The organism is Pseudorhodoplanes sinuspersici (genome assembly GCF_002119765.1).
GTDB classification, from domain to species: Bacteria; Pseudomonadota; Alphaproteobacteria; order Rhizobiales; family Xanthobacteraceae; genus Pseudorhodoplanes; species Pseudorhodoplanes sinuspersici.
In genome coordinates this window covers 2,786,648-2,810,051 of the sequence record NZ_CP021112.1, presented here as the reverse complement: position 1 = coordinate 2,810,051, position 23,404 = coordinate 2,786,648, and the positions used below count along the sequence as shown (strand labels likewise).

The 23,404-nt window shown below is 61.2% G+C and carries 28 protein-coding genes; 16 read left to right on the top strand and 12 right to left on the bottom strand.

Annotated elements, in window-relative coordinates:
* Positions 1 to 189 precede the first annotated feature (189 nt).
* From CAK95_RS13525 to lgt, 5 genes are all read right to left on the bottom strand, one after another.
* Complete coding sequence (locus CAK95_RS13525) at positions 190 to 1,140, bottom strand: ribose-phosphate pyrophosphokinase (protein ID WP_086088391.1); 951 nt, start codon at positions 1,138 to 1,140, stop codon at positions 190 to 192.
* Positions 1,141 to 1,351: 211 nt separating this feature from the next.
* Positions 1,352 to 2,035 (bottom strand): hypothetical protein, encoded by a 684-nt coding sequence (locus tag CAK95_RS13520; RefSeq protein ID WP_086088390.1) that lies wholly within the window; start codon positions 2,033 to 2,035, stop codon positions 1,352 to 1,354.
* Between the two features lie 103 nt (positions 2,036 to 2,138).
* Positions 2,139 to 2,909: a peptidoglycan editing factor PgeF gene (gene pgeF / locus CAK95_RS13515; protein WP_086088389.1), complete on the bottom strand. Its 771-nt coding sequence runs from the start codon at positions 2,907 to 2,909 to the stop codon at positions 2,139 to 2,141.
* Positions 2,906 to 4,003, bottom strand: coding sequence for a class I SAM-dependent methyltransferase (locus CAK95_RS13510; RefSeq protein ID WP_086088388.1), 1,098 nt, complete (start codon positions 4,001 to 4,003; stop codon positions 2,906 to 2,908). Before CAK95_RS13510 ends, pgeF begins: the two co-directional genes overlap by 4 nt.
* The gene (gene lgt, locus CAK95_RS13505) at positions 4,000 to 4,830 is read right to left on the bottom strand and encodes a prolipoprotein diacylglyceryl transferase (RefSeq protein WP_086088387.1); all 831 of its coding nucleotides are present in this window, start codon (positions 4,828 to 4,830) and stop codon (positions 4,000 to 4,002) included. The genes CAK95_RS13510 and lgt overlap by 4 nt, the downstream gene beginning before the upstream one ends.
* Positions 4,831 to 5,030: 200 nt before the next feature.
* Here lgt and CAK95_RS13500 point away from each other — a divergent pair, with 200 nt between their 5' ends.
* From CAK95_RS13500 to ychF, 4 genes are all read left to right on the top strand, one after another.
* Positions 5,031 to 5,339 (top strand): accessory factor UbiK family protein, encoded by a 309-nt coding sequence (locus CAK95_RS13500; RefSeq protein ID WP_086088386.1) that lies wholly within the window; start codon positions 5,031 to 5,033, stop codon positions 5,337 to 5,339.
* Between the two features lie 200 nt (positions 5,340 to 5,539).
* Positions 5,540 to 6,220: a 50S ribosomal protein L25/general stress protein Ctc gene (locus CAK95_RS13495; RefSeq protein ID WP_086088385.1), complete on the top strand. Its 681-nt coding sequence runs from the start codon at positions 5,540 to 5,542 to the stop codon at positions 6,218 to 6,220.
* A gap of 36 nt (positions 6,221 to 6,256) precedes the next feature.
* Positions 6,257 to 6,865: an aminoacyl-tRNA hydrolase gene (pth, locus tag CAK95_RS13490; RefSeq protein WP_086088384.1), complete on the top strand. Its 609-nt coding sequence runs from the start codon at positions 6,257 to 6,259 to the stop codon at positions 6,863 to 6,865.
* An 18-nt stretch (positions 6,866 to 6,883) separates the two neighbouring features.
* Positions 6,884 to 7,981 carry a redox-regulated ATPase YchF gene (gene ychF / locus CAK95_RS13485; protein WP_086088383.1) on the top strand — a complete coding sequence of 366 codons (1,098 nt, stop codon included), beginning with the start codon at positions 6,884 to 6,886 and terminating at the stop codon, positions 7,979 to 7,981.
* Between the two features lie 17 nt (positions 7,982 to 7,998).
* Here the strand turns inward: ychF and CAK95_RS13480 are convergent, their stop codons facing one another.
* Entirely contained in the window at positions 7,999 to 8,292 is a 294-nt protein-coding gene (locus tag CAK95_RS13480) for a DUF4282 domain-containing protein (protein WP_086088382.1), read from the bottom strand.
* A 145-nt stretch (positions 8,293 to 8,437) separates the two neighbouring features.
* On the opposite strand from CAK95_RS13480, the gene CAK95_RS13475 reads away from it, so the two are divergent.
* The 4 genes from CAK95_RS13475 to CAK95_RS30195 are packed head-to-tail and all read left to right on the top strand — an operon-like array spanning position 8,438 to position 10,752.
* The gene (locus CAK95_RS13475) at positions 8,438 to 8,899 is read left to right on the top strand and encodes a MaoC family dehydratase (RefSeq protein ID WP_086088381.1); all 462 of its coding nucleotides are present in this window, start codon (positions 8,438 to 8,440) and stop codon (positions 8,897 to 8,899) included.
* A complete protein-coding gene (locus CAK95_RS13470; protein WP_342588006.1) occupies positions 8,896 to 9,384 on the top strand; it encodes a MaoC family dehydratase in 489 nt (162 codons plus the stop codon). The genes CAK95_RS13475 and CAK95_RS13470 overlap by 4 nt, the downstream gene beginning before the upstream one ends.
* Positions 9,381 to 10,592, top strand: a complete 1,212-nt coding sequence (locus tag CAK95_RS13465; RefSeq protein WP_086088380.1) for an MFS transporter — start codon at positions 9,381 to 9,383, stop codon at positions 10,590 to 10,592. The genes CAK95_RS13470 and CAK95_RS13465 overlap by 4 nt, the downstream gene beginning before the upstream one ends.
* 25 nt (positions 10,593 to 10,617) lie before the next feature.
* On the top strand, positions 10,618 to 10,752 hold the full coding sequence (locus tag CAK95_RS30195) for a hypothetical protein (protein ID WP_280949875.1): 135 nt from the start codon (positions 10,618 to 10,620) through the stop codon (positions 10,750 to 10,752).
* On the opposite strand, the gene CAK95_RS13460 is transcribed toward CAK95_RS30195, so the two are convergent.
* From CAK95_RS13460 to CAK95_RS13445, 4 genes are all read right to left on the bottom strand, one after another.
* Positions 10,749 to 11,735: a Bug family tripartite tricarboxylate transporter substrate binding protein gene (locus tag CAK95_RS13460; protein ID WP_086088379.1), complete on the bottom strand. Its 987-nt coding sequence runs from the start codon at positions 11,733 to 11,735 to the stop codon at positions 10,749 to 10,751. The genes CAK95_RS30195 and CAK95_RS13460 overlap by 4 nt on opposite strands.
* A 62-nt stretch (positions 11,736 to 11,797) precedes the next feature.
* Complete coding sequence (locus tag CAK95_RS13455) at positions 11,798 to 12,925, bottom strand: Gfo/Idh/MocA family protein (protein ID WP_086088378.1); 1,128 nt, start codon at positions 12,923 to 12,925, stop codon at positions 11,798 to 11,800.
* Positions 12,922 to 14,013, bottom strand: coding sequence for a Gfo/Idh/MocA family protein (locus CAK95_RS13450; protein ID WP_245303751.1), 1,092 nt, complete (start codon positions 14,011 to 14,013; stop codon positions 12,922 to 12,924). The genes CAK95_RS13455 and CAK95_RS13450 overlap by 4 nt, the downstream gene beginning before the upstream one ends.
* Before the next feature lie 315 nt (positions 14,014 to 14,328).
* Positions 14,329 to 15,075 (bottom strand): 16S rRNA (uracil(1498)-N(3))-methyltransferase, encoded by a 747-nt coding sequence (locus tag CAK95_RS13445; RefSeq protein WP_086088376.1) that lies wholly within the window; start codon positions 15,073 to 15,075, stop codon positions 14,329 to 14,331.
* A 165-nt stretch (positions 15,076 to 15,240) separates the two neighbouring features.
* On the opposite strand from CAK95_RS13445, the gene CAK95_RS29200 reads away from it, so the two are divergent.
* On the top strand, positions 15,241 to 15,897 hold the full coding sequence (locus CAK95_RS29200) for a hypothetical protein (RefSeq protein ID WP_147413658.1): 657 nt from the start codon (positions 15,241 to 15,243) through the stop codon (positions 15,895 to 15,897).
* Positions 15,894 to 16,829 carry a 4-hydroxybenzoate octaprenyltransferase gene (ubiA, locus tag CAK95_RS13435; protein ID WP_086088374.1) on the top strand — a complete coding sequence of 312 codons (936 nt, stop codon included), beginning with the start codon at positions 15,894 to 15,896 and terminating at the stop codon, positions 16,827 to 16,829. Before CAK95_RS29200 ends, ubiA begins: the two co-directional genes overlap by 4 nt.
* On the opposite strand, the gene CAK95_RS13430 is transcribed toward ubiA, so the two are convergent.
* The gene (locus tag CAK95_RS13430; RefSeq protein ID WP_342588005.1) at positions 16,826 to 17,374 is read right to left on the bottom strand and encodes a DUF6101 family protein; all 549 of its coding nucleotides are present in this window, start codon (positions 17,372 to 17,374) and stop codon (positions 16,826 to 16,828) included. The two genes, ubiA and CAK95_RS13430, sit on opposite strands and share 4 nt — an antisense overlap.
* Before the next feature lie 240 nt (positions 17,375 to 17,614).
* On the opposite strand from CAK95_RS13430, the gene CAK95_RS13425 reads away from it, so the two are divergent.
* The 6 genes from CAK95_RS13425 to lpxK are packed head-to-tail and all read left to right on the top strand — an operon-like array spanning position 17,615 to position 23,082.
* Positions 17,615 to 18,967 carry a TldD/PmbA family protein gene (locus CAK95_RS13425; RefSeq protein ID WP_086088372.1) on the top strand — a complete coding sequence of 451 codons (1,353 nt, stop codon included), beginning with the start codon at positions 17,615 to 17,617 and terminating at the stop codon, positions 18,965 to 18,967.
* Entirely contained in the window at positions 18,954 to 19,778 is an 825-nt protein-coding gene (locus CAK95_RS13420; protein WP_245303750.1) for an inositol monophosphatase family protein, read from the top strand. The genes CAK95_RS13425 and CAK95_RS13420 overlap by 14 nt, the downstream gene beginning before the upstream one ends.
* A 17-nt stretch (positions 19,779 to 19,795) precedes the next feature.
* Positions 19,796 to 20,047 (top strand): DUF4170 domain-containing protein, encoded by a 252-nt coding sequence (locus CAK95_RS13415; RefSeq protein ID WP_086088371.1) that lies wholly within the window; start codon positions 19,796 to 19,798, stop codon positions 20,045 to 20,047.
* Between the two features lie 18 nt (positions 20,048 to 20,065).
* Positions 20,066 to 20,779, top strand: coding sequence for a lysophospholipid acyltransferase family protein (locus CAK95_RS13410; protein WP_086088370.1), 714 nt, complete (start codon positions 20,066 to 20,068; stop codon positions 20,777 to 20,779).
* Entirely contained in the window at positions 20,772 to 22,076 is a 1,305-nt protein-coding gene (locus CAK95_RS13405) for a 3-deoxy-D-manno-octulosonic acid transferase (RefSeq protein WP_183044261.1), read from the top strand. The genes CAK95_RS13410 and CAK95_RS13405 overlap by 8 nt, the downstream gene beginning before the upstream one ends.
* Positions 22,069 to 23,082: a tetraacyldisaccharide 4'-kinase gene (gene lpxK, locus CAK95_RS13400; protein WP_086088369.1), complete on the top strand. Its 1,014-nt coding sequence runs from the start codon at positions 22,069 to 22,071 to the stop codon at positions 23,080 to 23,082. The genes CAK95_RS13405 and lpxK overlap by 8 nt, the downstream gene beginning before the upstream one ends.
* On the opposite strand, the gene CAK95_RS13395 is transcribed toward lpxK, so the two are convergent.
* Positions 23,079 to 23,300, bottom strand: a complete 222-nt coding sequence (locus CAK95_RS13395) for a DUF2093 domain-containing protein (protein WP_183044260.1) — start codon at positions 23,298 to 23,300, stop codon at positions 23,079 to 23,081. The two genes, lpxK and CAK95_RS13395, sit on opposite strands and share 4 nt — an antisense overlap.
* Positions 23,301 to 23,404 lie beyond the last annotated feature (104 nt).

Below are 23,404 nucleotides of genomic sequence, written 5' to 3'. Positions count from 1 at the left end.
ATAACCGCACCGATTCGGGGCAACCAAGCCAAGATTTAAGCGCTGAGACTCTGGTCGTGGATTCTTGGAATCGGCGCAACGGCGCCATGGCGCCTGTCCACAAAGGACGGTGCGGCAGTTTGACTCAAGGCGTCGTTATGAACCGAAAAGTGAAAATTCTTATTCGGCCGCGATCAACGCCGGGCGATTTCAGTCGAACAGACTCGAAACAGACTCTTCGTGCGCGGTACGGCCGATCGCTTCGCCGATCAGATGCGCAATCGGCAGCACACGGATATTTTTCGCCGCCTGCACTTCCTTGGTCGGCTGAATCGAGTCGGTGATGACGAGCTCCTTCAGCCGTGACTTGTTCACGCGTGCCACCGCACCGCCCGACAACACACCATGGGTGATGTAGGCGTAAACGTCGGTCGCGCCCTGATCGAGCAGGGCGTCTGCGGCGTTCACCAGCGTGCCGCCGGAATCGACGATATCGTCGACCAGGATGCAGGTGTGACCGGCCACTTCGCCGATGACGTTCATGACTTCGGACTCGCCGGCGCGTTCGCGGCGCTTGTCGATGATGGCGAGCGGCGCATTGATGCGCTTAGCGAGGCCGCGCGCGCGCACGACGCCGCCAACGTCGGGCGACACCACCATCAGCTTGGACAGGTCGAAGCGCTCCTTGATGTCCCGCACCATGACCGGCGCTGCGAACAGGTTGTCGGTCGGAATATCGAAGAAGCCCTGGATCTGGCCGGCATGCAGGTCGAGCGTCAGCACCCGGTCGGCGCCGGCATGGGTGATCAGGTTGGCGACCAGCTTGGCGGAGATCGGCGTGCGGGGGCCGGGTTTGCGGTCCTGCCGGGCATAACCGAAATACGGCACCACGGCGGTGATGCGGCGGGCCGACGACCGGCGGAGCGCGTCGATGATGATCAGCAGCTCCATCAGATGATCATTGGCCGGGAAAGACGTCGATTGCACCACGAATACGTCTGCTCCGCGCACGTTCTCCTGGATTTCTACGAAGATTTCCATGTCGGCAAAACGGCGCACCACCGCTTTGGTCATGGGGACTTTCAGGTATTCGCAAATCTCCGCCGCGAGCGCAGGATTGGAATTGCCGGCGACGAGCTTGATCGCTCCGTTTTTCGCCATTCCTAACCTCGCTCGTATGGGAGGATGATGCCGGAAAGAGGCGAAGCGGGTTCGGCTGGCATCATACTCAAAATCATCAGAAACGACCGCGATGCGATCCCAGGTCAGTTGCCAAGGACCGTCGCGATCTGTGCGGCGCCGGACTGATACAGGGGCGGCCGAAGCGGTGCAATACGGCTGGTTTTATTGTTCGAAAGTTTTTCCGCCGTGGTTATTGAGGCGCTGCCAGCGCCACCCGTCCGGCATGGGCCGATGGCCGGCGCCGTGGTGTCGGCACGGGCGCTTCCGCAGCCGCTGTTTCCAGATCCGGCGCGGGGTCTGAACGGCGCGTGATTCCGTAGGTTTCCGGGCGGAAATCGTCGTTTGCGGCAACGGCAGTGGACGGCATATCCGGGGCCGGAGCCGGGGCTGGCGCGCTGTCGTTGCCTTGGGGCACGCCCTGGAAATAGCCGGCCAGCTGCTGCATGCCGTTTCGGGCGATACGGGCCACCACCTCGTCATTGACTGCCTGCCAAGCATCTTTGCCGGCGCGGCCGGCCTTTTCCTCGCCGCTGAGACGCAGCACCCGCGCGGATTGGGAATCGTAGACATCCCAGACCCAGGAGACGACCGCCTGCCCTTTCAGAACACCGACCGCCGTGTAGCCGCGGACACGATAAGGAGCGAAGCCTTCCCGTGTCACGACCGGGACCTGCCGCGCCTCAGCCTCGTCGTTCAGCTTGCTGACCAGTTTCTGGAAGACAGCCGGAGGCGGCCCATCGATCGATTCAAACGCCACGGTCGTGCGGGAGCTGCTTTGCAATCCTGCCGTTTGCGGCTGTCCGGTCGTGGTGCAAGCCGCGACCGACAGGGCAAACGCCAATGTTCCGGCGATGCGCGCCGCTGCACTCCGCATGAAACCCCCGTTATCGGCCTTAAGGTTCTTGCGGACCCTTCAGGCTGTTAACGAATTGGTAACCGTTCTTGCGGGTGCGGTCCAGCCGGGTCGGGCGGATAGCCTAGGGGGTCAGGACGATAGCGTTAATATGCCGGCCGTAATCCGGCTCAGCCCGATGCGTGGACCGCCGGTAGCTGTAGAAACGATCCGGATCGGCATAGGTGCACAGCCCAAGATCCTGAAATTGGGTGATGCCACTTTTCGCAATCGTCGCGGCAATGAAGCCTGGCAAGTCGAACATGGCATGTCCCGCACGCGCCGCCGGCGCAAAGAAACGATGGTAAGCTTCATTCTCGCGAACGAATTGATCGATGAAATCCCGACTGACCTCGTAATTCGCCTGCCGGATCAGCGGGCCAAGCGACACTTTGATGGTGTTGCGGCGGGCACCGAGTTTTTCCATCGCTTCGATCGTGTTCTCGATCACGCCGGACAATGCGCCGCGCCAGCCAGCGTGTGCCGCGCCGATCACGCGCGCTTGCTCATCGGCAAACAGCAATGGACCGCAATCGGCCGTGCTGACACCGATCGCAAGACCGGGTGTGTTCGCCACGATGGCGTCGGCCCTGGGCCGCGTATCGCTCGTCCATGGCGTGTCAGCGACGACGACCTGCGGCGAATGGATCTGATAGGCGGAGAGAAAATGGTCCGGCGCCACGTCGAGATACCGCGCCATGCGCGCGCGGTTCTCCGCAACATGCAACGCATCGTCGTCGGAACCGACACCGCCATTGAGGCTCGCATAGAGGCCGTTCGACACGCCGCCATCGCGCGTGAAGAAGGCATGGCGAATGCCGCTGCACTCCGACAGCAATTGCGACTGCACCATCATGCGGGCACCATCCCGGGCAACGGCCCCAGTTTCGGATCGCAGATCGCCATCACCTTGAACAGATCGCCCATCCCTGTCTTGCCGCTCTCGGTGAGACGCGCGACGGCCGTCGTAATCGCTTCGGCCTGTTCCGGCGTGGCGTTCTTTCGCAACGCATGGGCCCGCGGCTCGATGCCAAGCTCGGTCAGGAAATGCGCCTGTGTCACCGGCCCTTGAACCGACGCGCCCATGCTCTCCGCCGCCTGACCCAGAGCATAAAAATCGACATGCGCAGTGATGTCGATCTCGCCGGGCGCCGATAGCGGATGGGCGAATTCATGCTCATTGACGGCCTGCAGCGTCTCGCCGACATCGCTTTGCGTATGCCCATAATCGATAATCAATGCCGCGCCATTCCTGACGACACGGCGGCTGATGTCGAGGACATCCAGATCATTGCGCCATTCGAAGATCGACCCCACCGGCGCGTCCTTAATCTTCTGTGGCAGGAAACGATCGAATTGCGGCAGCGCATCGGGTGCAAGACCGAGAGCGAAATCGCCATTGGCATCCAGACCAATGACCCGTTCGTGCCAGCCTGTGTCCTGCCTCACCACCTGATGTACAGGGAGCGCATCGATATATTCGTTAGCGAGGATGATTGTCGGACCTTCGGGAACTTCGAGCAGATGGCGATGCCATGAAATCGGCAATTCGATCTCTCTCAACGTGTGGCGCTGCGTTCTCTCCAGTGTCGGACTGACTTCCACCATATGCACCGACAAAGCCGAACGGAAATTCGGCAGCACTTTCGCGGCGCGCAACGCATCGCGCATCATCGTGCCGCGTCCAGGTCCCATTTCGACCAGCCGGATCACGTCTGGCTCCCCAAGAATGCGCCATACCGACAACGCCCATAGCCCCAACAGTTCACCGAAAATCTGGCTGATCTCCGGCGCGGTCGTGAAGTCGCCGCCGGCGCCGAACGGATCGCGCGTGACGTAATAACCGTGCTGTGGATGTGTCAGACACAAAGTCATATAGCGCGCCACCGGCATCGGCCCGGCCACCTCGATCAGCCGCCGGATCTCTTTCTCGAGCGGCGTATCGCTCATGCCGGCTTGCTCCCAAGCGGCGGCCGGCGCAGCGCATAGACGACGAAGCCGATGCCCGCGATGAACAACGGGATCGACAGCAGCATGCCCATGGTCATGCCACCCCACAGAAAGCCGAGTTGCGCATCGGGTTCGCGGAACAATTCGCTGAACGAGCGGGCCAGCGCATAGACGATGGCGAACAGGCCGACCACCAGACCAGGCCGTTTCAGCGCGCCCAGACGAATGGCAAAGGCCAGAATGCAGAACAGCAGCAGGCCTTCGAGCGCCGCTTCATAAAGCTGGCTTGGATGACGCGGCAGCGGGCCGCCGCCAGGAAAAATGAAGGCCCATGGGACATCAGTCGGGCGGCCCCACAATTCGCCATTGATGAAATTGGCGATCCGGCCAAGGAAAAGCCCGATCGGGCCGGCCGCGCAGGTCAGATCGCCGAGCGAGAGGATCGAAATGCCGCGCTGGCGGGCAAACAGCACCACCGCCAGCACACAGCCGACAAAGCCGCCATGGAACGACATGCCGCCGGTCCAGACCTGGAAAATCTCCAGCGGATGTGCGGCGAAGTGAGCCGGATTGTAGAACAGGACATAGCCGATCCGCCCGCCAAGGACGATGCCGAGGGTCACCCAGACGATGTAGTCGTCGAAGTCGGTGACCGTCAGCGGTGCCGGGCCACCCCAGAGCCGCTCCCGCTTGATCAGATAGCGGGCATAGACCCAGCCGAGCAGGATGCCAAAGATATAGGCGAGGGCGTACCAGCGGATCGCAAAGGGTCCGATGCTGATCAGGACTGGATCGAAATTCGGGAATGGCAGGGCCGCTATCGGCATCGTGGCATATTCCAAGGGCGACGCATTCCAAGGAGCGACGCATTCCAAGGAGCGACGCAAGGGCTGCCTTATGCGGCACCGATCCGACCGCGGCAACTGCCGAACGCTTGCGGGCCCGTAACGACTGCGCCATATGACCCTCAAAGCATCTTTCAGGTAACGCTAAACACCGCCCAAGGGCACCGCCTAAGGACCTCGCCATGACCCAGACCTCCGGCCGCTTCTTCGACGAAATCGCCCGGCTGATGAATGACGCTGCCGGCGTTGCCCAAGGCGTCCGCCGCGAATTCGACACCGTATTCAAGACCCAGGCCGAGCGCTGGCTGCGCGATCTCGACCTCGTCAAGCGCGAGGAATTCGAGGCTGTTAAGGATATGGCAAGGATGGCCCGGGAGGAAAATGAGGCGCTAAAGACCCGCGTCGCGGCCCTCGAAGCCAAACTTGGCATCGCCACGCCGGCCACCTCCGGCGACCAGCCAGACATTAGCGACATGCGGCTGGACGGTTAGGGTTTTTGGGTGACGCGTTTTCTTCACGCGAACCGGTCCCCACTTCGCTCGAAAACGCTATTTTAGCCAAACGAGCCTTTTTGCGGGCTTTTCTTGCTATTCCGGCGCCCTGCCGGTATAAGCCCGCCGACCTGCGGCCCCTGCACCCCTGGAGGCTTGCCGCAGTCTGTTTCATCACAATCTGACAAGGACTTATCGCTATGACGACCGTCAAGGAAATCAAGGCGACGTTGCGTCCGAAGGCCGGCAAGGGGGCCGCTCGGAGCGTTCGTCGCGAAGGCCGGACCCCGGCCGTGATCTATGGTGCCAACGAAGCCCCCCTCGCAATCGCCGTCGATCACATCGACATCCGCACCAAGATCTATGCGGGTCACTTCCTCACCACGCTGTACGACATCGACATCGACGGCAAGAAACACCGCGTGATCCCGCGCGACTATCAGCTCGACCCGGTGAAGGACTTCCCGATCCATATCGATTTCATGCGCCTCGCACCAGGATCGCTGATCCGCGTGAACGTGCCGGTGCACGTCATCAATTCCGACCAGTCGCCCGGCGTGAAGCGCGGCGGCGCGGTCAACATCGTGACCCACTCGCTTCCACTGCGTTGCCCGCCGGATCGCATCCCGCAGTCGATCGAAGTCGACGTCACCGGCCTCGAAATCAACTCATCGAAGCATCTGAGCGATATTCAGCTTCCGGAAGGCGTGAAGCCGGTGGCCCGCGAGGACATGACCCTCGTTACCATCGTGCCGCCGTCAGGCTATGGCGAAGAAACCAAGTCTGCCGAGGCTGCTGCTGCCGCTCCGGCCGCTGGTGCTCCTGCTGCGGCCGCTCCGGCTGCTGCCGGTGGCGACAAGAAGCCGGCCGAAAAGAAATAACGAGATGGCGGGGCCCTGCGCCCCGCCTTTTGCCCCATGCTGCTTTTTGTCGGGCTCGGCAATCCGGGCGCTCGCTATGCGGGCAATCGGCACAATATCGGCTTCATGGCGGTCGAGGCGATTGCAAAACGCCACGGCTTTGCGCCGTGGCGTCGTCGATTCCAGGGTGTCGCCACAGAAGGCTCGCTCGCCGGCCAGAAGGCCCTGCTGCTCCTGCCGGGCACGTTCATGAACGAGTCAGGCCGCGCGGTGGCGGAAGCCGCCAACTTCTACAAGATCGGCTTGAACGAGATCGTCGTCCTGCACGACGAGCTTGAATTGCCGCCCGGCAAGGTGCGGATCAAGACCGGTGGCGGCAATGCCGGCCACAATGGATTGCGCTCGGTGTCCGAGCATATGGGCAATGACTATAAGCGCATGCGCATCGGCATTGGACATCCGGGAAACAAGGACCTCGTGCATTCCTATGTGTTGTCGGATTTCGCCAAAGCGGAGCGGCCCTGGGTCGAAACGCTCTGCGACGCCATTGCCGACAATGCCGGCATTCTCGCACGCGATCAGGACTCCTCTTTCCAGAACAAAATTCATCTGACGATGGTAGCGAAGGGCTTCGATACCAACGGCAACAATGCTCAGCCAAGCTAACGGCAACGGGACGTCATCATGGGTTTCAAATGCGGCATCGTCGGATTGCCGAATGTCGGCAAATCGACGCTTTTCAACGCACTGACGGAAACGGCCGCAGCGCAGGCAGCGAATTATCCATTCTGCACCATCGAGCCGAATGTCGGCGAAGTCTCGGTGCCCGATCCACGGCTTGACAAGCTTGCCGTCCTTGCCAAATCGGAAAAGACCGTCCCGACACGGCTGACCTTCGTGGACATTGCCGGTCTCGTGCGCGGCGCATCCAAGGGCGAAGGGCTCGGCAATCAATTTCTGGCCAATATCCGCGAAGTCGATGCCATCGCCCATGTCGTGCGCTGTTTCGAGGACACCGATATCACCCATGTCGAAGGCAAGATCGATCCGATCGCCGATATCGAGACGATCGAAACCGAGTTGATGCTGGCCGATCTCGATAGCCTTGAGCGGCGTGTCGATGCGCTCGAGAAAAAAGCACGCGGCAACGATCGCGAAGCCAAGGAAACGCTCGATCTCGTCCAGCGCGCATTAAAGCCGCTGCGCGAAGGCAAACCGGCACGCGTCGTTGAACGCAAGCCGGAAGAAGAGCGGTTATTCTCGATGCTCGGGCTGATGACCGCAAAGCCGGTGCTCTATGTCTGCAATGTCGAGGAAAGCGCGGCTGCAACCGGCAATGCCTATTCGGCAAAGGTGGAAGCACGCGCCAAGGAGGAAGGCGCGGTATCCGTTGTCATCTCGGCCAAGATCGAATCGGAAATCGCGGTCCTCTCCAAGGAGGAGCGGGTCGAATACCTCGACGCCGTCGGCCTGAAGGAGCCCGGCCTCGACCGGCTGATCCGGGCAGGCTACGGCCTTCTTGATCTCGTCACCTATTTTACCGTCGGCCCGAAAGAAGCGCGCGCCTGGACCATCACGCGCGGCACCAAGGCGCCGCAGGCAGCCGGCGTCATTCACACCGATTTCGAACGCGGCTTCATTCGCGCCGAAACCATCGCCTATGACGACTATGTCGCGCTGTCAGGCGAAGCGGGGGCACGCGATGCCGGCAAACTGCGGCTCGAAGGCAAGGAATATATCGTCAACGATGGCGACGTGATGCATTTCCGATTCGCGACCTGACGCACAATCAAGGCGCACTATATCTTTTCGCCCTGGTCGCGGATCGCACCGAGATGGTCGTTGATACGAAATACCACCATCACAAGTTCGCAGACGATACGCACGAACACAATGCCGGCGCAGACATACAGGATCGAAGCGATCAACAGGAAGACGCCGGCGAAGAAATTGACGGCCATCAACCCGAAGGCCGAAAAGAGAAAAGACAGGCCGGACAGCACGATCGCTCCCAGCGCCATCCAGTAGAAAATCCGGATGACCGTCGGCGTGATGAACCGGTCCCATTGTATCAGGTCGTTTAAATTCATCATGACAGGCTCTCAGTCAGGTCGCGAATCCGGCCTTGCAGATAAAGCTACCCTGCCATGCTGCCCGGTCAATCGACCAGACGCCACAACATTGACGGCCCGCACAGCGAGCGGTACCCCATGATGTCCTTCCGCAGGTGGTCCGCCCTTGTCCAAGCTCCATTTCGAAGATTTCATCCCCGGACAGAAAATCGAGCATGGTCCAAGGCTCGTAACGCGCGAAGAAATCCTCGCTTTCGCCGCGCAATACGATCCGCAGCCGATGCATCTCGACGAAGAGGCCGGACGGAACTCCATGTTGGGAGGCCTCGGTGCCTCAGGCTGGCATACCAGCAGCATGATGATGCGCATGATCTGCGACAGTTTCTTGCTGGACTCGACCTCGCTGGGCGCCGGCGGCGTCGAGGAGGTGAAATGGCTGAAGCCGGTCCGGCCTGACGACAAACTGACATTGCGCACAACGGTTCTCGACGCGCGCCGCTCGCGGAGCCGCGCGGACATGGGCATCGTGCGCATGCAATATGAATTGTTCAACCAGCATGGCGACCGCGTGATGCTTATGGTGGTTCCGACAATGTTCGGGACGCGCGATTCGAAAGTGCCGTCATGATAAAGTTTTTCGAGGATTTGCATGTCGGCGAGCGGGTGCTGCTCGGCTCTCATCTTTTCACGGCGGACGACATCAAGACATTCGCTGCCCAATACGATCCGCAGCGCTTCCACGTTGACGAAGAGCAGGGCAGACTATCGCCTTACGGCGCGCTGATCGCGTCCGGCTGGCACACTGGCTCGATCTGGATGCGTAAACTGGTCGACTATCACAAAGGTGAAATAGAAGCGTTTCGCGAACGCGGCGAGCAAGTTCCCGCCCTTGGTCCCTCTCCCGGTTTTCGCGAATTGAAATGGCATAAACCGGTCTTTGCCGGCGACACGGTGACTTATGCCATCGAGGTGGTCGCCAAACGCGTGTCTCAATCCCGCCCCCGCTTCGGCATCATCGAAACGCTGGCGACCGGCGACAACCAGAATGGTGCGCGGGTGATTTCCTTCATCAGCACGACCTTCATCGAAAGACGCAGCACGCCACCAGAATGACCGTCCTTGCCGATACCAATGCGACCAAGCGCGACGAACGCCGCGCGATGTCGGTCGCATCGGGCGCGCACGCATTGCACGACGGTTACACCGACCTGATCTATGTGATGCTGCCGATTTGGCAGGCCGAATTTGCCCTCTCCTACGCGGCCGTCGGCCTGCTGCGTGGCCTGTTCACCGGCACGATGGCAAGCCTACAAATCCCGGCCGGTCATTTGTCCGAACGCTATGGCGCCGCAGCCATCCTTGCAGGTGGCACGGCTCTGGCTGGTTTTGGCTATTGCCTCGCCGGCTTGAGCGGCGGCTTCAGCATGCTGCTGATCGCACTTTTTGTTGGCGGCCTTGGCGCCAGTGCGCAGCATCCCATTGCTTCGGCGCTGGTGGCACACGCCTTTTCCGGCCCGCGATCGTTGAAGGCCTTGGGCGGGTACAATTTTGCCGGCGATATCGGCAAGATGACCGTGCCCGCCTTCGCATCGCTGATGCTGGTCGCGATGCCGTGGCGTCCTGCACTCATCATCCTTGGCGCAGCCGGTTTTCTCGCTGCCTTGCTGATCCTGCTGCTGACCCCGCGTTTCACGCAAGCGATCACGACATCCGCACCGAAGACTGAAGTCGCAACCAAGGTTCCGCGCATTCGCCACTATGCCTTTCCGACCCTTCTGTCGATCGGTATCATCGACAGCGCCACCCGCATGGGTTTTCTCACATTCCTGCCGTTCATCCTCACCGCGAAAGGCGCGAATCTACCGACCATCGGCATTGCACTCACACTGGTCTTTGCCGGTGGCGCGGTCGGAAAACTGGTTTGCGCCTTTATCGGCGCGCGCATCGGCGTGATCGGGACGGTGTTTCTCACCGAGATCATGACGCTGGTATTGATCCTCCTGATCCTGCCAACCTCTCTGGAGACAGCGCTTATCATTCTGCCGATCCTCGGCATCGCGCTGAACGGTACATCGTCCGTGCTCTATGGCTCGGTGCCGGACCTGGTCGAACCGGAAAAACGAACCCGCGCGTTCGGCATTTTCTACACCGGCACGATTGGGGCGGGCGCGATCGCGCCGATCCTCTACGGTGTTGTCAGCGATGCGACCGGACTGACCGGCGGCGTCATCGTGGTTGCCGCGCTCGTCATTCTGACGTTGCCACTTGCTTTTGCGTTGCGGCCGGCTTTCGCTCAACTCCAGTCGCCGAGCGCGGATTGAACCCCGCAGCGACTATCCCTACGACATGGGAATCTACAACAGCGTTCAGCGCGTGCGGGCGCTGGCCATTCCGCAGGATCAGCGGGTATTGATTCTGGGCGGCAGCGCTGAAGCGCTGCACGCCGCTGGCAAAATATGGACGGCAGGTGCTCCGCATTAATCGGGGCGTGCATTCACCGCTGCGATGACTGGCTCCCACTTCTTTGCATCGTTCACGATGTAGGTCCGGAAGTCTTCCGGCGACTTGCTGTAGGTCGCGATGACGCCAACGTCGGCAAACCGCTTCTTAACCTCTGCGTCCCGCATGACCTGTACGACAGCGTCATAAATTTTGTCGACGACAGGTTGGGGCGTACCGGCGGGAACGAGCAGGCCTTGCCATGAACTCGCGAGAGCCTGCGGGAATCCAGACTCGATGATTGTCGGAACATCGGCAAGCGCTTCGACGCGCTGCGGTGTCGAGACCGTAAAAGCCTTGAGCTTTCCGGCTTTGACATGCGGCAGCGTCGAGGAAATCGTGGCGAACATCAATTCGACGTGGCCGGCAATGACGTCGTTGACGGCCGGAGCAGCCCCACCCTTGTAGGGCACGTGGTTCATGTCAAGTTTGGCCAGTTGTCGGAACAGTTCCATCTCGAGGCGGTCCATGCTGCCGGAGCCCGGTGATGCATAGTTGACCTTGCCCGGACGCGCCCGAACATAGTCGATCAACTCCTTGACATTGTTCGGCGGAAAATTCGGATTTGCGACAAGCAGCGAAGGTGTGTCCGCGAGAATCGAAATCGGCGTGAAGCTCTCGAGCGGTTTGAGGTTCAAGTCCTTGAAAATGTAAGGGTTGATTCCAACCGTACCGACGTTACCGAGAAAGAGATGATAGCCATCAGCAGGCGCTCGTGCCGCAACGTCCAAGCCAATATTGCCGGCAGCGCCAGCTTTGTTTTCAATGTAAATCTGCTGACCCAGCAATGCGCTGAGTTTCGGTTGAATGATTCGCGCGACAAAATCTGATGCGCCGCCCGGTGCGAAGGGCACGATCATGCGGATCGGCTGGTTCGGATAATTCGTTGTCTGCGCCGCAGCACCCGACAGGCTCAGAATAACACTCAGCGCCCCCAAAAGCCGGGTCAGTCGCCTGGTCTTCATTCAGTCCTCCCTAAATGCGATCCGGCTTGTTGTTTTGTTGTGCCGGCCGTTGATCAAAACAGCTACGCGCTCTTGCGGTACTCCTTCTCCAGTTGTTCGGGCTCCAGCGGCAGCGCCACCGGCTTTTTGAGTTTTGCCGATAGGTCGAGTGCCTTCGTCAGCATCAGCCGGTTATGCGCTTCCGCCGCTGTCGCCGCTGGCGTCGCGATGCCGAGTGCGACGCGATTGAGCCAGGAATCGGTTTCTTCACGCATGGGGCCACGCAATTCGCCGAGCGCCATGTCGCCGGGCGGATAGCTGCCCATGAAATCGACGAGGCGCGACGTGTCGGGCGCGTAGCCTTCCGCCTGCGGTTTCGAGACGGCGAGCACGATGTCGCGATGCGTGTCGTCAATGGTGAGCACGCCGTCGGCGCCGACAATGCCAACCTCTAAGCTGTAAACGGCGCCCGGCCAGGTGACGGGAAGCGCCCAGGAGATATTCAGATGATAAACACTGCCGTCCGAGAACATGATCATGCCGGCGGTGGCGTCGATGCCTTGATGCGATGGCCCCAGCACCTTGTCGATCGAGCGCGCGTAACATTCGACCGGCGTCTTGGCCTCCATGCACCACATGACGATATCGAGCGCGTGCGTGCCTGAAATCACCATCGGCGATATGGTCGAGGGGTCGTCGGTGCGGACATAATTATCGATCGCGACAAGGCGGTTCATGAAGGCGCGCGACGTCACGAGCGTGACATCGCCGAGAGCATTGCTACGCACCTTCTCCTTGGCGGCTAGCCAGCGTCGACGGAAGCGCTGCGTATAGCCGACGACGGCGTCGATCTTGGCGCGTTCGATGGCGGCGAGCACGCGTGCGGATTCGCCGAGGTCGGTGGCCAGCGGCTTTTCGATCAGGATCGGCAGGCCGCGTTCGACGGCCGCCATGATCGGATCGACATGCAGATGTTCGTCAGTGGCGACAATGACGGCATTCACTTCCGGCCGTTTCAGCAATTCGCGGAAATCGGTTGTGACGAAATCCGCTCCACATTTTTCGCCCACCAGCTTGGCACGGTCCGGCTTGATGTCGGCGACGCCGATCCATTCAACCGCGGGATGCCGCGCCGCCACTTCGCCGCGGAACAGTCCCACGCGCCCGGCACCAACGATAGCGAGCCCGATCTTCTTGACCGGCTTTTTCATCGCGCACCGCCGGCCGCAACGTTGTTCTGTTCGGACTTGATGTCGGCGAGCGCCGACAGTGCCTGATTGGAGAGCGGGATATCGACCGGCTCGTTCAGTTCCGCCGACAGATCGGCGGCGAGATAACATTGCATCACCATGCGTGCGCTTTCGGGTGTCACCATCACCGGGCGGTCGAGGATGCAGCTTTCCAGGAAATGGATCGTCTCAGGGCCCATCTGGCCGGCGAAGACATGGTCCACCTGCTCGCCCGGCATGGTCGACATCGGATATTGCGTGCCCTCCTTGACCGTATTCAGCCAATTGTCGCGATGGGTATCGTCGAGAAAGAGCGAGCCTTCCGTACCGGTGACCTCGATCCAGGTCGCGCAATAATTCGGATAACTCGGCGGCAAATTCCAGCCGCCGCCGATCGCAACCAGCACGCCATTATCCATGGTCACCGTCGACCACATGACGTCGTAGGAGCCGTTGACCGGCTGCATATAACCGTACGCACCCTGCGAATAGACGCGGACGGGCTTCGCAGGCTCCAGCAGCCAGAACACCATGTCGAGGTCGTGCGTGGATTCCATCGCAGCGGGTGACAGCCGCACGCGGCTTGCGATCTTCTTGCCGAGGCTGCGGCTCAGATGCCGGCTCACCATTACCGACACCGGCCTGCCCAAGGTGCCGTCGCCCAGCTTCTTCTTCGCGTAGGCGAATTTGGTATTGAAGCGCTGCGAATAGCCGATGGTGAATTTCACATTGTTGCGCTTCGACAGCGCGATCAATTCATCGGCTTCAAACAACTCCATCGCGATCGGTTTTTCGAGAAGCACATGCTTGCCGGCTTTTAGGCAATCGCGCGCGATCGGATAATGCGTTTGCTCCGGCGTGGTGGAGATATAAACGACCTTGATGTCCGGATTTTTGACGATGTCCTGGTAGTCGAGTGTCGCCGTCGCCGCATTGGTCAGGGCGGCGATTTCCTTCAAGCGGTCGGGCCGGATTTCGCAGACATGCAGCTTTTTCACCAAAGCCGACCGCGACAGGGTCTCCGAACGGATTCCCCCGCACCAGCCGGTTCCAATGACGGCCACCTCCATTTGTGACATCCTGAAAACCCTCCCTGCCCCATGTCGTTTGCCGATTTTTCACCGGGTTGTTGCGGGAAATCAGACCACGAGAGGCACAGGCCTGCAAATTAGGTTTCAAGGGGAGCGCGTATTACGAATCTTGAACCGGAAAGACGAACCAGCACGTTCGGCATTTTCTACTCCGGCACGATTGGGCGGGTGCAATTGCGCCAATCATCTACGGTGTCGTCAGCGATGCGACCGGACGGACCGGCGGCGTCATCGTGGTTGCCGCGCTCGTCATCCTCACATTAACGCTCGCTTTGTGTTGCGGCCGGCATTCGCTCAGCTCCAGTCGCCGAGCACGGATTGAACCACACTCAGCGCGGCCACGGCGGCTGTGTCCGCACGCAAGATGCGCGGACCAAGGGCGAGCCGCACAACATTCGGCTGGCGCAGCAGCATCGTACGCTCATCCTCGGCGAAGCCACCCTCCGGTCCGATCAGAACAGCCAGGGGAGTTCCCTTCTGTACCACAGACAACGCGGCGATCGGATCACGAACCTCGGCATCCTCATCGCAAAAGATCAGGACGCGCCCGTCCGACCACGTCTCCAGCACTTTTGCGAGCGGCATCGCTTCAACGACGTCGGCGATGGTGAGGATGCCGCACTGCTCTGCCGCCTCGATCGCATTGGCCTGCATGCGCTCGAGATTCACGCGCGCCGCCTGGGTGTGGCGCGTGGTCACGGGCTGAAGACGCGACACCCCGAGTTCCACCGCCTTTTGAACCATGTAATCGAGCCGAGCATGCTTCAGCGGCGCGAACAGATAATGCAGGTCGCAAGGTTCATGCTGGGGCCGCGTCTGTTCGGCGATGGACAACGAAACGGTCTTGCGGCCCTCCGGTTGCAACGCCGCGAGCCACTCGCCGTCCCGTCCGTTGAACACCAGCACCGCATCGCCCGCACCCAGCCGGAGCACATTCGCCAGGTAATTCGACTGGCCTTTGTCGAGCGGAACGGCGGTGCCGGCGCTGAGAGCGTCTGCGACGAATAGTCGTGGGGTCCGGAAATCGTATCGCGGCGGCATCTGTGCCTTTAAGGCTATCGATATTTCTGGCGGGCCGGTGACTTGGCACGCCGCATGGCAACTCTATTATGCCGAGAATCGCGATTTGCCGCTGTCTCGCCGGATTTTCCGGCTTGATAGCGCTATTGCGATCCTGGGCATACCGGGAGCGGGAGAGATATATCCATGAGGCTGATTCAGAGCCTTTACGCAACGACAATGACGCTGGCCGCCCTTGCGGCAACGCCGGTCCTTGCACTGGCACAGAACGGCCCCCTGCAGGTCGCCCAGGCTGCGGCCCCGGCGGGACCGCCCACCAGCGGTTGGACCACCCCCGGGGCCTCCCAGCCGGCCCCTCGACCGCCCTCCGCGGGCTGGGGCGCGCCGGGGGCGGCCTCAGCTCCTTCCACTCCGCTTCCTGGCGGCTGGGCTCCTTCCGGCCCGCAGCGCGATTGCGGCGGTGAATTCATGCCGCTTCGTCAGGATGCCGAGAAGAAGGCCGGCGCCATCAAGGCCGCTGCTGCGACCAAGAAACAGCCCGCCGTCTGCGCAGCCTTCAGGAATTTCGCCGCGGCAGAAGCCAAGGTCGTGAAATATGCCGAGGACCACGGCGACGAATGCCGGATCCCGGCCGATGCCATCAAGATGATGAAGGCCAATCACGCCAAGACGATCGAAATCCGGACCAAGGTCTGTGACGTCGCCGCGGCTCCGCAGCCCCGAGCCCCGAGCCTCAGCGATGCGCTCGGGACGTCGCGCATCCCGACCGCTCCGTCGGACAGCACGACACCCAAACGGGGCGGCGCCTTCGACACGCTGACCGGCAATACGCTGCAGCGATGACCGGAGCCGCAGGGCGCGTCGCCGATTCGACCGGCAATTGGGTCGATACGGCCGCGCCGCTGTGGTTGCGGCCCTATCTTCGGCTGGCGCGGCTCGATCGGCCAATCGGCTCCTGGCTCCTCCTGATGCCTTGCTGGTGGTCAGCCGGCCTCGCCGCGATCGCCGCAGGACGCCCGTATCCAGATCCGTGGCAATGTCTCTTGTTCTTCATCGGCGCCTTCGTGATGCGCGGCGCCGGCTGCACCTGGAATGACATCACCGACCGCGATCTCGATGCCATGGTGGAGCGGACACGATCACGCCCTATTCCATCCGGTCAGGTGACGGTCAAACAGGCGCTCGCGTTTCTCATTCTGCAGGCCTTGATCGGACTCGTGGTGCTGCTGCAATTCAATGCCTTCACGATCCTGTTGGGCATTCTTTCGCTGACAACCGTTGCGATCTATCCGTTCCTGAAACGCGTGACCCATTGGCCGCAGATCGGGCTTGGCCTTGCGTTCTCATGGGGCGCGCTGATGGGCTGGCCGGCGGTATTCGGTCGGCTCGATCCTGCGGCCTTCATTCTTTATGCGGGTTCGATCGCCTGGGTGATCGCCTATGACACGATCTACGCGCATCAGGACCGCGAAGACGATGCGCTGATCGGCATCAAATCGACCGCGATCCTGTTCTCGCAAAACACCAAGCCGATGCTTGCGGTTTTCTTTTCGCTCGCTGTCGTGCTGATCGGCATCGCCGGTTGGCTCGCCGGTGCCGGATTGATTTTTGCAATCGGCATCGCCGCCTTCGCCCTGCATCTCGCATGGCAGGTGCAACGGCTCGACATCTCGGATTCCGCTTTATGCCTGCGGCTGTTCAAGTCCAATCGCGACGCCGGTTTGATCCTGTTCGCCGCGATGATCCTCGATGCTGCCGCAAGGCACCTCGGCTAGTTGCGGGCGATGATCTCACGCTCGTCGCGGTGCACGACCGACAATGCAATATGGCGGCCGGGCTTGCGCCGAAGAAAGATCGACGGACGGCGCTTGCGGATCGAAGAACGACGGCGCCTGCGGCTGACCACCGCTTCCATCTGTAGCGTGCGACGGCCGGGATGCACTTCGCAGACCTGACCATCTTGCCCACGCTGCCGCAAGGCAAGGCCGAGCACACGGCCCCACGCCTTCCATACGACGGTGGCTTCGTCGACTGCCACGCCATCCAGCAGCGGAATCGACAGCAACGGATCGCAGTGGTCGAGAATGATGGATGCGGTGTCACCATCCGCAGCCGGGGTCACCAAGGTGATCCCCGTGAATGCATCGACGGAAAGATGGATTTTCATCCGCATTCCGCGGACCGCGCGCCGCAGCACCACGCGATCACGATCAAGTTCGATCTGCCGCATCTGCCCATCTGCCCCGGCATCATTCGCCGGGAAGCGGATAGGCAAAGCGAAGGGGTCGAGCCGCATGGTACGGCCCGACCCGGCAGGCATGGCCCCGCCGGTTTCCATTTGACGCCTCAATTGCTCCCCCGGACTTTTTCGTCCGTTATGGGCATCACCTTGCCACAGCGATGTCGGAAACCGCTTAAAAAGCCTGGTTAATCAGGCGTTTCCGGCATTCCGTCGATTGTCATGATTGACATTTTCTTTCGCGGCCCACGGAGAAGTCAGGCTTTTCGGCCACCTTGTTCTTGTCAGACCGGGGCGCGGCGCCTAAATCCGATCACACACATGAAAGCCCTCCTCGATCAATCCGCCCTCACAGACCTTGCCGAAAGGCTGGTTGAAGCCGCTCAAAAAGCCGGTGCCGACGCGGCGGACGCGGTTGCCGTCCGCTCCGTCTCCATCGGCGTCGAAGTGCGGGACGGCGCACTGGAAGAATCAGAACGATCCGAAGGTGACGATGTTGGCCTGCGGGTCTTTGTCGGACGCAAGCAGGCGGTGGTGTCCACCAATGACATCGGTCGCGCCGATGTCGATACACTGGCCTCGCGCGCTGTCGCGATGGCGCGCGTTGCGCCTGACGACCTTTATGCAGGGCTCGCCGACAAGCAACGGCTGTCTCATCGGCATCCGGAGCTCGATCTGGTCGATCCCGACATTCCCGACGTTTCGGAACTTGAGAACAGGGCCCACACGGCTGAACGCGCCGGCCTCGCCGTTAAAGGCGTTTCCAAATCCGGCGGCGCTTCGGCATCGGCTGGCATTGGCGGCATGGTGCTGGTGACCAGCGACGGCTTCCACGGAGCCTATCTCGCATCGCGCCGCGGATTTTCGATGATGGCCATTGCCGGCGAAGGCACTGGCATGGAGCGCGACTATGACTATACGTCGGCGCTGCATGAGAGCGATCTTGAAGCCCCTGAAGAAGTGGGCCGCAGAGCGGGCGAGCGCGCCATCCGCCGCATCAATCCACGCAAGGTGAAGACCCAGCAGGTCCCGGTGATTTTCGAGCCGCGTGTCGCGAGTTCGCTGATCGGTCATCTTGCCGGTGCTGCGAATGGCGCGTCGGTCGCGCGCAAGTCGAGTTTCCTGAAGGACAAGCTGGGCGAAAAGATCTTTGCATCCGGCATCCGGGTCGTCGACGATCCGCTGCGCAAGCGCGGATTGCGCTCGCATCCCTTCGATGGCGAAGGCGTTGCCGTGAAGAAGATGAATCTCGTCGAGGACGGCGTGCTGACATCGTGGTTCCTCGACAGCGCAACCGCGCGCGAACTCGGCATGACCACCACCGGCCATGCGTCGCGTGGCGTCTCCTCGCCGCCGTCGCCATCGCCGACCAACCTGCATCTCGAGCCCGGCGCATTGACGCCGGAGCAACTGATCGCCGAAACCGGCACCGGATTCTATGTGACCGATCTGATCGGCATGGGTACCAATCTCGTGACCGGCGACTACAGCCGCGGCGCTGCCGGATTCTGGATCGAGAATGGCGAACTGACTTACGCGGTCAGCGAGGTGACGATTGCCGGACATCTGTTCGACATGTTCCGGACATTGACGCCTGCGAATGACTTGGCATTCAAATACGGCACGAACGCGCCGACGTTGCGCGTGGAGGGTCTGACTGTTGCCGGACAATGAGACGCAGAAGAACTTGGAGCCGCAAAACGACTACGCGAGGCTTGCCGATGAACTCGGTCAGGCCCTGCGCGAGGCCGGTCCGATTGCACTCAAGACCTTTCGCGGCACGATCCGGAGCTGGACCAAGGGCCGCGATTCACCTGTCTCCGAAGCCGATATCGCGGTCGATCAGTTCCTGCACGAGCGGCTATCGCGCGAAGGCTATGGCTGGCTCTCGGAAGAGAGCAAGGACGACCGCGCCCGCCTGTCCTCGGAGCGGCTATTCATCGTCGATCCGATCGACGGCACCCGCTCCTATCTCGCCGGCCTGCCGGACTGGACCATCGTAGCAGCCGTGGTCGAAAAGGGCCGCCCCGTGGCCGCCGCTGTCTATGCTCCCATCGACGACGATCTCTATCTGGCGGCAGCGGGCCAAGGCGCGACCCGGAATGGCGAATCGATTGCAACGTCCGGCGGCACCGGCCTTGCCCATGCCCGCATTGCGGGGCCTAAAAAGGTTTTGGAACGCCTCACGATCATCGACCCGGCGACCATCCAGGAGCCGAAAATCCACTCCCTTGCATTGCGCATGACGCGCGTCGCCGAAGGCCGGATTGACGCTGCTTTTGCCTCTGTCAATGCCTACGATTGGGACCTTGCCGCGGCCGATCTTTTGGTGCACGAAGCCGGCGGCGTGATGACCAATTTCACCGGTGAAACGCTGGTCTACAACTTGCATGATCCTGTACACGGCGCGATTCTCGCGGCCGGACGTTCTCGGCATAACGCGATGCTTGAGCTTGTCCGGGCTCGCCACAAGGAATTCGCCTGAGACTTAGAAAGACTGCCATGTCCGACCAGGCCCCTCAAAAACAGCTTCTCCATCTTGTTCTCGGCGGCGAACTTTCGCAGCTGGATGGGACCGAATTCAAAGATTTGTCCAAGGTCGACATCGTCGGCGTGTTTCCGAACTACGCGACGGCTTATACCGCCTGGCGGGCGAAGGCGCAGCAAACCGTGGACAATGCGCACATGCGCTATTTCATCGTCCATCTGCACCGCCTGCTCGATCCCGAATTGCCGACCTCGGCAGCCCGCTAACTGATCGACGGAACCGGGATGCTGTCGTCACGGCGTATTGCGCGCGCACGCTGGGTGCAAAAGACCGTCGGCATCGTCGCGGCCGAGTATCTGCGCTTCGTCAACCTGACGAGCCGGACCGTCACCGTTCCCGGCGATATTTATGAGCGGGCCGGTACCGACCTGCCGATTATCCTGGCCATGTGGCACGGCCAGCATTTCATGGCGCCGTTCATCAAGAAGAACGGCCATAAGGCCAAAACCCTTATTTCACGGCATCGCGATGGGGAAATGAATGCGGTCGCCGCGGAGTGGTTAGGTGTTGAGACCATTCGTGGCTCGGGCGATCATGGCACCGAGTTCCATCGCAAGGGCGGTGTCAGCGCCTATCGCCAGATGCTGACGGCGCTGTCCGAGGGCTACAATGTGGCTTTGACTGCGGACGTCCCGAAAATATCGCGCGTCGCTGGGCCCGGCATCATCCGGCTGGCCCGCGATTCCGGCCGCGCGATCTATCCTGTCGCGCTGGCGTCGAGCCGCCGCAAAGAGCTCAACAACTGGGATCGAAGCGCGGTCAATCTGCCCTTCAGCCTGATTGCCGGTGTGGTCGGCGAGCCCGTGCGCGTCGGGCCTGACGCAACCAACGCCGATCTTGAAGCTGCGCGCATCAGACTCGAAACCGAGCTGAATGCGGCGACCGATCAAGCTTACGCTATCGTCGACGGCAAAACGACAGGTGAAGTCCGTGGCTGAACGCCTGCCGATGACATTGCGCGCTTATCGCCGCGCGATGTCGGCGGCATCGCCGCTGGCTGGCCTGTGGCTGAAGCGGCGCCTGCGCCGCGGCAAGGAAGTGGAAGAGCGCCTCTCCGAACGACATGGAACCCCGACGCTGACGCGACCGGACGGTCCACTGGTCTGGTTGCATGGCGCAAGCGTCGGCGAATTAACGGCGGTGTTTCCGCTGATCCAGCGGCTGCGGGAGCGCGATGTCCGTGTTCTGGTCACGTCGGGCACCGTTACATCGGCGGCCGTTGTGAAGGATCGCTTGCCGGACGATGTGCTGCATCAATTCATCCCGCTCGACGCGCCGCGCTTCGTCTACCGCTTCCTGCATCACTGGCGGCCGGACCTCGGCCTGTTCATCGAATCCGATCTATGGCCAAACCTGATCGTTGCCAGTGCCAAGGGGCGCATTCCGCTGGTGCTGATCAACGGCCGCATGTCGGAACAATCCTTCAAAGGATGGCGTTCGCTGCGCCGCACGGCAAAGGCGATCCTCGGCAAATTTGATATGTGTCTTGCGCAATCGGCGCTGGATGCGGAGCGTTTTTCCGAACTCGGTCTGCCCATTGTCCATGTCACCGGCAATCTCAAGCTCGATGTGCCGGCGCCGCCCGCCGATGAAGACAAGCTCGCGGAATTGCAGCTCGCCATTGCCGACCGGCAGGTCTTCGTCGCGGCCTCGACACATCCCGGCGAAGACGAAGCGATCATCGAAGCGCATCGGCGGGTTCGCAAAACCAGACCACGGCTGCTGACGATCATTGCGCCGCGCCATCCGCATCGCGGCAAGGACATATTGAGCCACGCCGTCGCCGCCGGCTCGCGCGGGATGTTGCGCTCCTACGGCGTTCTGCCTGACGACCGCACCGATATTTATGTTGCCGACACGATGGGCGAACTGGGATTGCTCTATCGCCTCGCGCATATTGTCTTCATGGGCGGCTCGATTGTCGAACATGGCGGCCAGAATCCCATCGAGGCGGCGAAGCTCGGCCGGCCGATCCTGCATGGGCCGCACATCTGGAACTTCGCCGATATCTACGCCGCGCTTGATGCCGCGCGCGGCGCAGAAGAAATCGACAATATCGGTCACATGGCGATGCGAATCAGCGACCTCTTGAAAGACGCCGTGACGCGCAAGGCCGTCGGTGACGCGGGATATCGAACCGTGCAGCGGCTCGGTGGCGCGCTCGACCGCACTGTCAACGAACTTGAGCCGTATCTCATGCAGTTGCGGCTGTCACATCAGGCGTCCAATGCGTGACCCCGGATTCTGGTGGCACAAGCCCGGAATCGCCGCGTATCTCCTATGGCCTATCTCGGCCATTTATGGCGCCATCACCGCATCGCGGATGCGACGCCAAGGATTGCGGGCCGATATTCCCGTTATCTGCGTTGGCAACTTTACACTCGGCGGCACCGGCAAGACGCCGACCGCGATCGCGATTGCAAAGTTCCTGGCCGCCGAGGGTGAGAAGCCGCTCTTCCTGACACGCGGTTATGGCGGACGTTTGCACGGCCCCATTCGCGTCGATCCTTCGCAGCACAAGGCAGAGGATGTCGGCGACGAGCCGTTGCTGCTCGCGCGCCAGGCGCCCGTCATCGTTTCGCGTGACCGCGCCGCCGGCGCTGTCCTGGCAACATCATTGGGCGCGAGCGTGATCGTCATGGATGATGGATTGCAAAACCCGTCGTTGATGAAAAACGTATCGATTGCCGTTGCGGATGCGCGGCGCGGTTTTGGAAACGCCTTTGTCTTTCCCGCCGGCCCCTTGCGTGCGCCGCTGGCGCGTCAATTCAAGTACGTGCAAGCTGTGCTGATGATTGGTCAAGGCGCAGGTGTCGGCCAGATCACAGATGCGGCGCGTACGAACGGGATCCCGGTTCTACGGGCGTGGCTCGAACCTTCGCCTGAAGCGCTCAAATCCTTGAACCACCGCAAGACCTACGCTTTTGCCGGCATCGGCGATCCGGAAAAGTTCTTTATAACTCTGGTTTCGGCGGGCGTCGAAGCGCAGGTGGAAGAGAGGTTCCCCGATCATCATCCTTATTCCGAGGAAGATGCCGAGCGCATCCTTGCGCGCTGCAAACGCGAAAAGCTGATCCCGGTCACGACAGAGAAAGATCTTGCCCGGCTGGCGGGGGCATCAGGCCAGCGAGGCCGGTTGGCGGCGGCGGCGGAGGCGATACCTGTATCGCTCATTCTCGAGGAGAGCGAGGATCTTCGCAAGCTGCTGCGCAATGCACTCGCAGCCCGCGCCCGACATTAACCCTTCTGGGTCGTCAGGCGCTGCATCACGGCCTGCGGCGTTGCATAGGCCTCCTGCAGGTCAACGCTCCAATATTTCAGCTCTTCGAGCGGAATTGGGACGTTGGTCACCGCACAACGCACGAAGGCACCAGGCCGGACGATCCGGAAATCACCGTCCAGGAACTTGACTTCGGCCTCGCCGGCCATGGGTGGGGGGCGATCGAAGCGATTGAGCAAGGGACTTCCTCCTGGACGGTGATCGAAAACAATAGTGTGAACGCTGCTGCGGGCCTCAAGATAATGGTCCGGCGACGAAGGTCAAAGGGAAGGTCTGCCGCTTT

Bases quoted from the DNA above. Each gene is read 5' to 3' on its own strand.
- CAK95_RS13525 (WP_086088391.1), bottom strand. From the start codon at position 1,140: ATGGCGAAAAACGGAGCGATCAAGCTCGTCGCCGGCAATTCCAATCCT.
- CAK95_RS13520 (WP_086088390.1), bottom strand. From the start codon at position 2,035: ATGCGGAGTGCAGCGGCGCGCATCGCCGGAACATTGGCGTTTGCCCTG.
- pgeF (WP_086088389.1), bottom strand. From the start codon at position 2,909: ATGATGGTGCAGTCGCAATTGCTGTCGGAGTGCAGCGGCATTCGCCAT.
- CAK95_RS13510 (WP_086088388.1), bottom strand. From the start codon at position 4,003: ATGAGCGATACGCCGCTCGAGAAAGAGATCCGGCGGCTGATCGAGGTG.
- lgt (WP_086088387.1), bottom strand. From the start codon at position 4,830: ATGCCGATAGCGGCCCTGCCATTCCCGAATTTCGATCCAGTCCTGATC.
- CAK95_RS13500 (WP_086088386.1), top strand. From the start codon at position 5,031: ATGACCCAGACCTCCGGCCGCTTCTTCGACGAAATCGCCCGGCTGATG.
- CAK95_RS13495 (WP_086088385.1), top strand. From the start codon at position 5,540: ATGACGACCGTCAAGGAAATCAAGGCGACGTTGCGTCCGAAGGCCGGC.
- pth (WP_086088384.1), top strand. From the start codon at position 6,257: ATGCTGCTTTTTGTCGGGCTCGGCAATCCGGGCGCTCGCTATGCGGGC.
- ychF (WP_086088383.1), top strand. From the start codon at position 6,884: ATGGGTTTCAAATGCGGCATCGTCGGATTGCCGAATGTCGGCAAATCG.
- CAK95_RS13480 (WP_086088382.1), bottom strand. From the start codon at position 8,292: ATGATGAATTTAAACGACCTGATACAATGGGACCGGTTCATCACGCCG.
- CAK95_RS13470 (WP_342588006.1), top strand. From the start codon at position 8,896: ATGATAAAGTTTTTCGAGGATTTGCATGTCGGCGAGCGGGTGCTGCTC.
- CAK95_RS13465 (WP_086088380.1), top strand. From the start codon at position 9,381: ATGACCGTCCTTGCCGATACCAATGCGACCAAGCGCGACGAACGCCGC.
- CAK95_RS30195 (WP_280949875.1), top strand. From the start codon at position 10,618: ATGGGAATCTACAACAGCGTTCAGCGCGTGCGGGCGCTGGCCATTCCG.
- CAK95_RS13460 (WP_086088379.1), bottom strand. From the start codon at position 11,735: ATGAAGACCAGGCGACTGACCCGGCTTTTGGGGGCGCTGAGTGTTATT.
- CAK95_RS13455 (WP_086088378.1), bottom strand. From the start codon at position 12,925: ATGAAAAAGCCGGTCAAGAAGATCGGGCTCGCTATCGTTGGTGCCGGG.
- CAK95_RS13450 (WP_245303751.1), bottom strand. From the start codon at position 14,013: ATGGAGGTGGCCGTCATTGGAACCGGCTGGTGCGGGGGAATCCGTTCG.
- CAK95_RS13445 (WP_086088376.1), bottom strand. From the start codon at position 15,075: ATGCCGCCGCGATACGATTTCCGGACCCCACGACTATTCGTCGCAGAC.
- CAK95_RS29200 (WP_147413658.1), top strand. From the start codon at position 15,241: ATGAGGCTGATTCAGAGCCTTTACGCAACGACAATGACGCTGGCCGCC.
- ubiA (WP_086088374.1), top strand. From the start codon at position 15,894: ATGACCGGAGCCGCAGGGCGCGTCGCCGATTCGACCGGCAATTGGGTC.
- CAK95_RS13430 (WP_342588005.1), bottom strand. From the start codon at position 17,374: ATGCCTGCCGGGTCGGGCCGTACCATGCGGCTCGACCCCTTCGCTTTG.
- CAK95_RS13425 (WP_086088372.1), top strand. From the start codon at position 17,615: ATGAAAGCCCTCCTCGATCAATCCGCCCTCACAGACCTTGCCGAAAGG.
- CAK95_RS13415 (WP_086088371.1), top strand. From the start codon at position 19,796: ATGTCCGACCAGGCCCCTCAAAAACAGCTTCTCCATCTTGTTCTCGGC.
- CAK95_RS13410 (WP_086088370.1), top strand. From the start codon at position 20,066: ATGCTGTCGTCACGGCGTATTGCGCGCGCACGCTGGGTGCAAAAGACC.
- lpxK (WP_086088369.1), top strand. From the start codon at position 22,069: ATGCGTGACCCCGGATTCTGGTGGCACAAGCCCGGAATCGCCGCGTAT.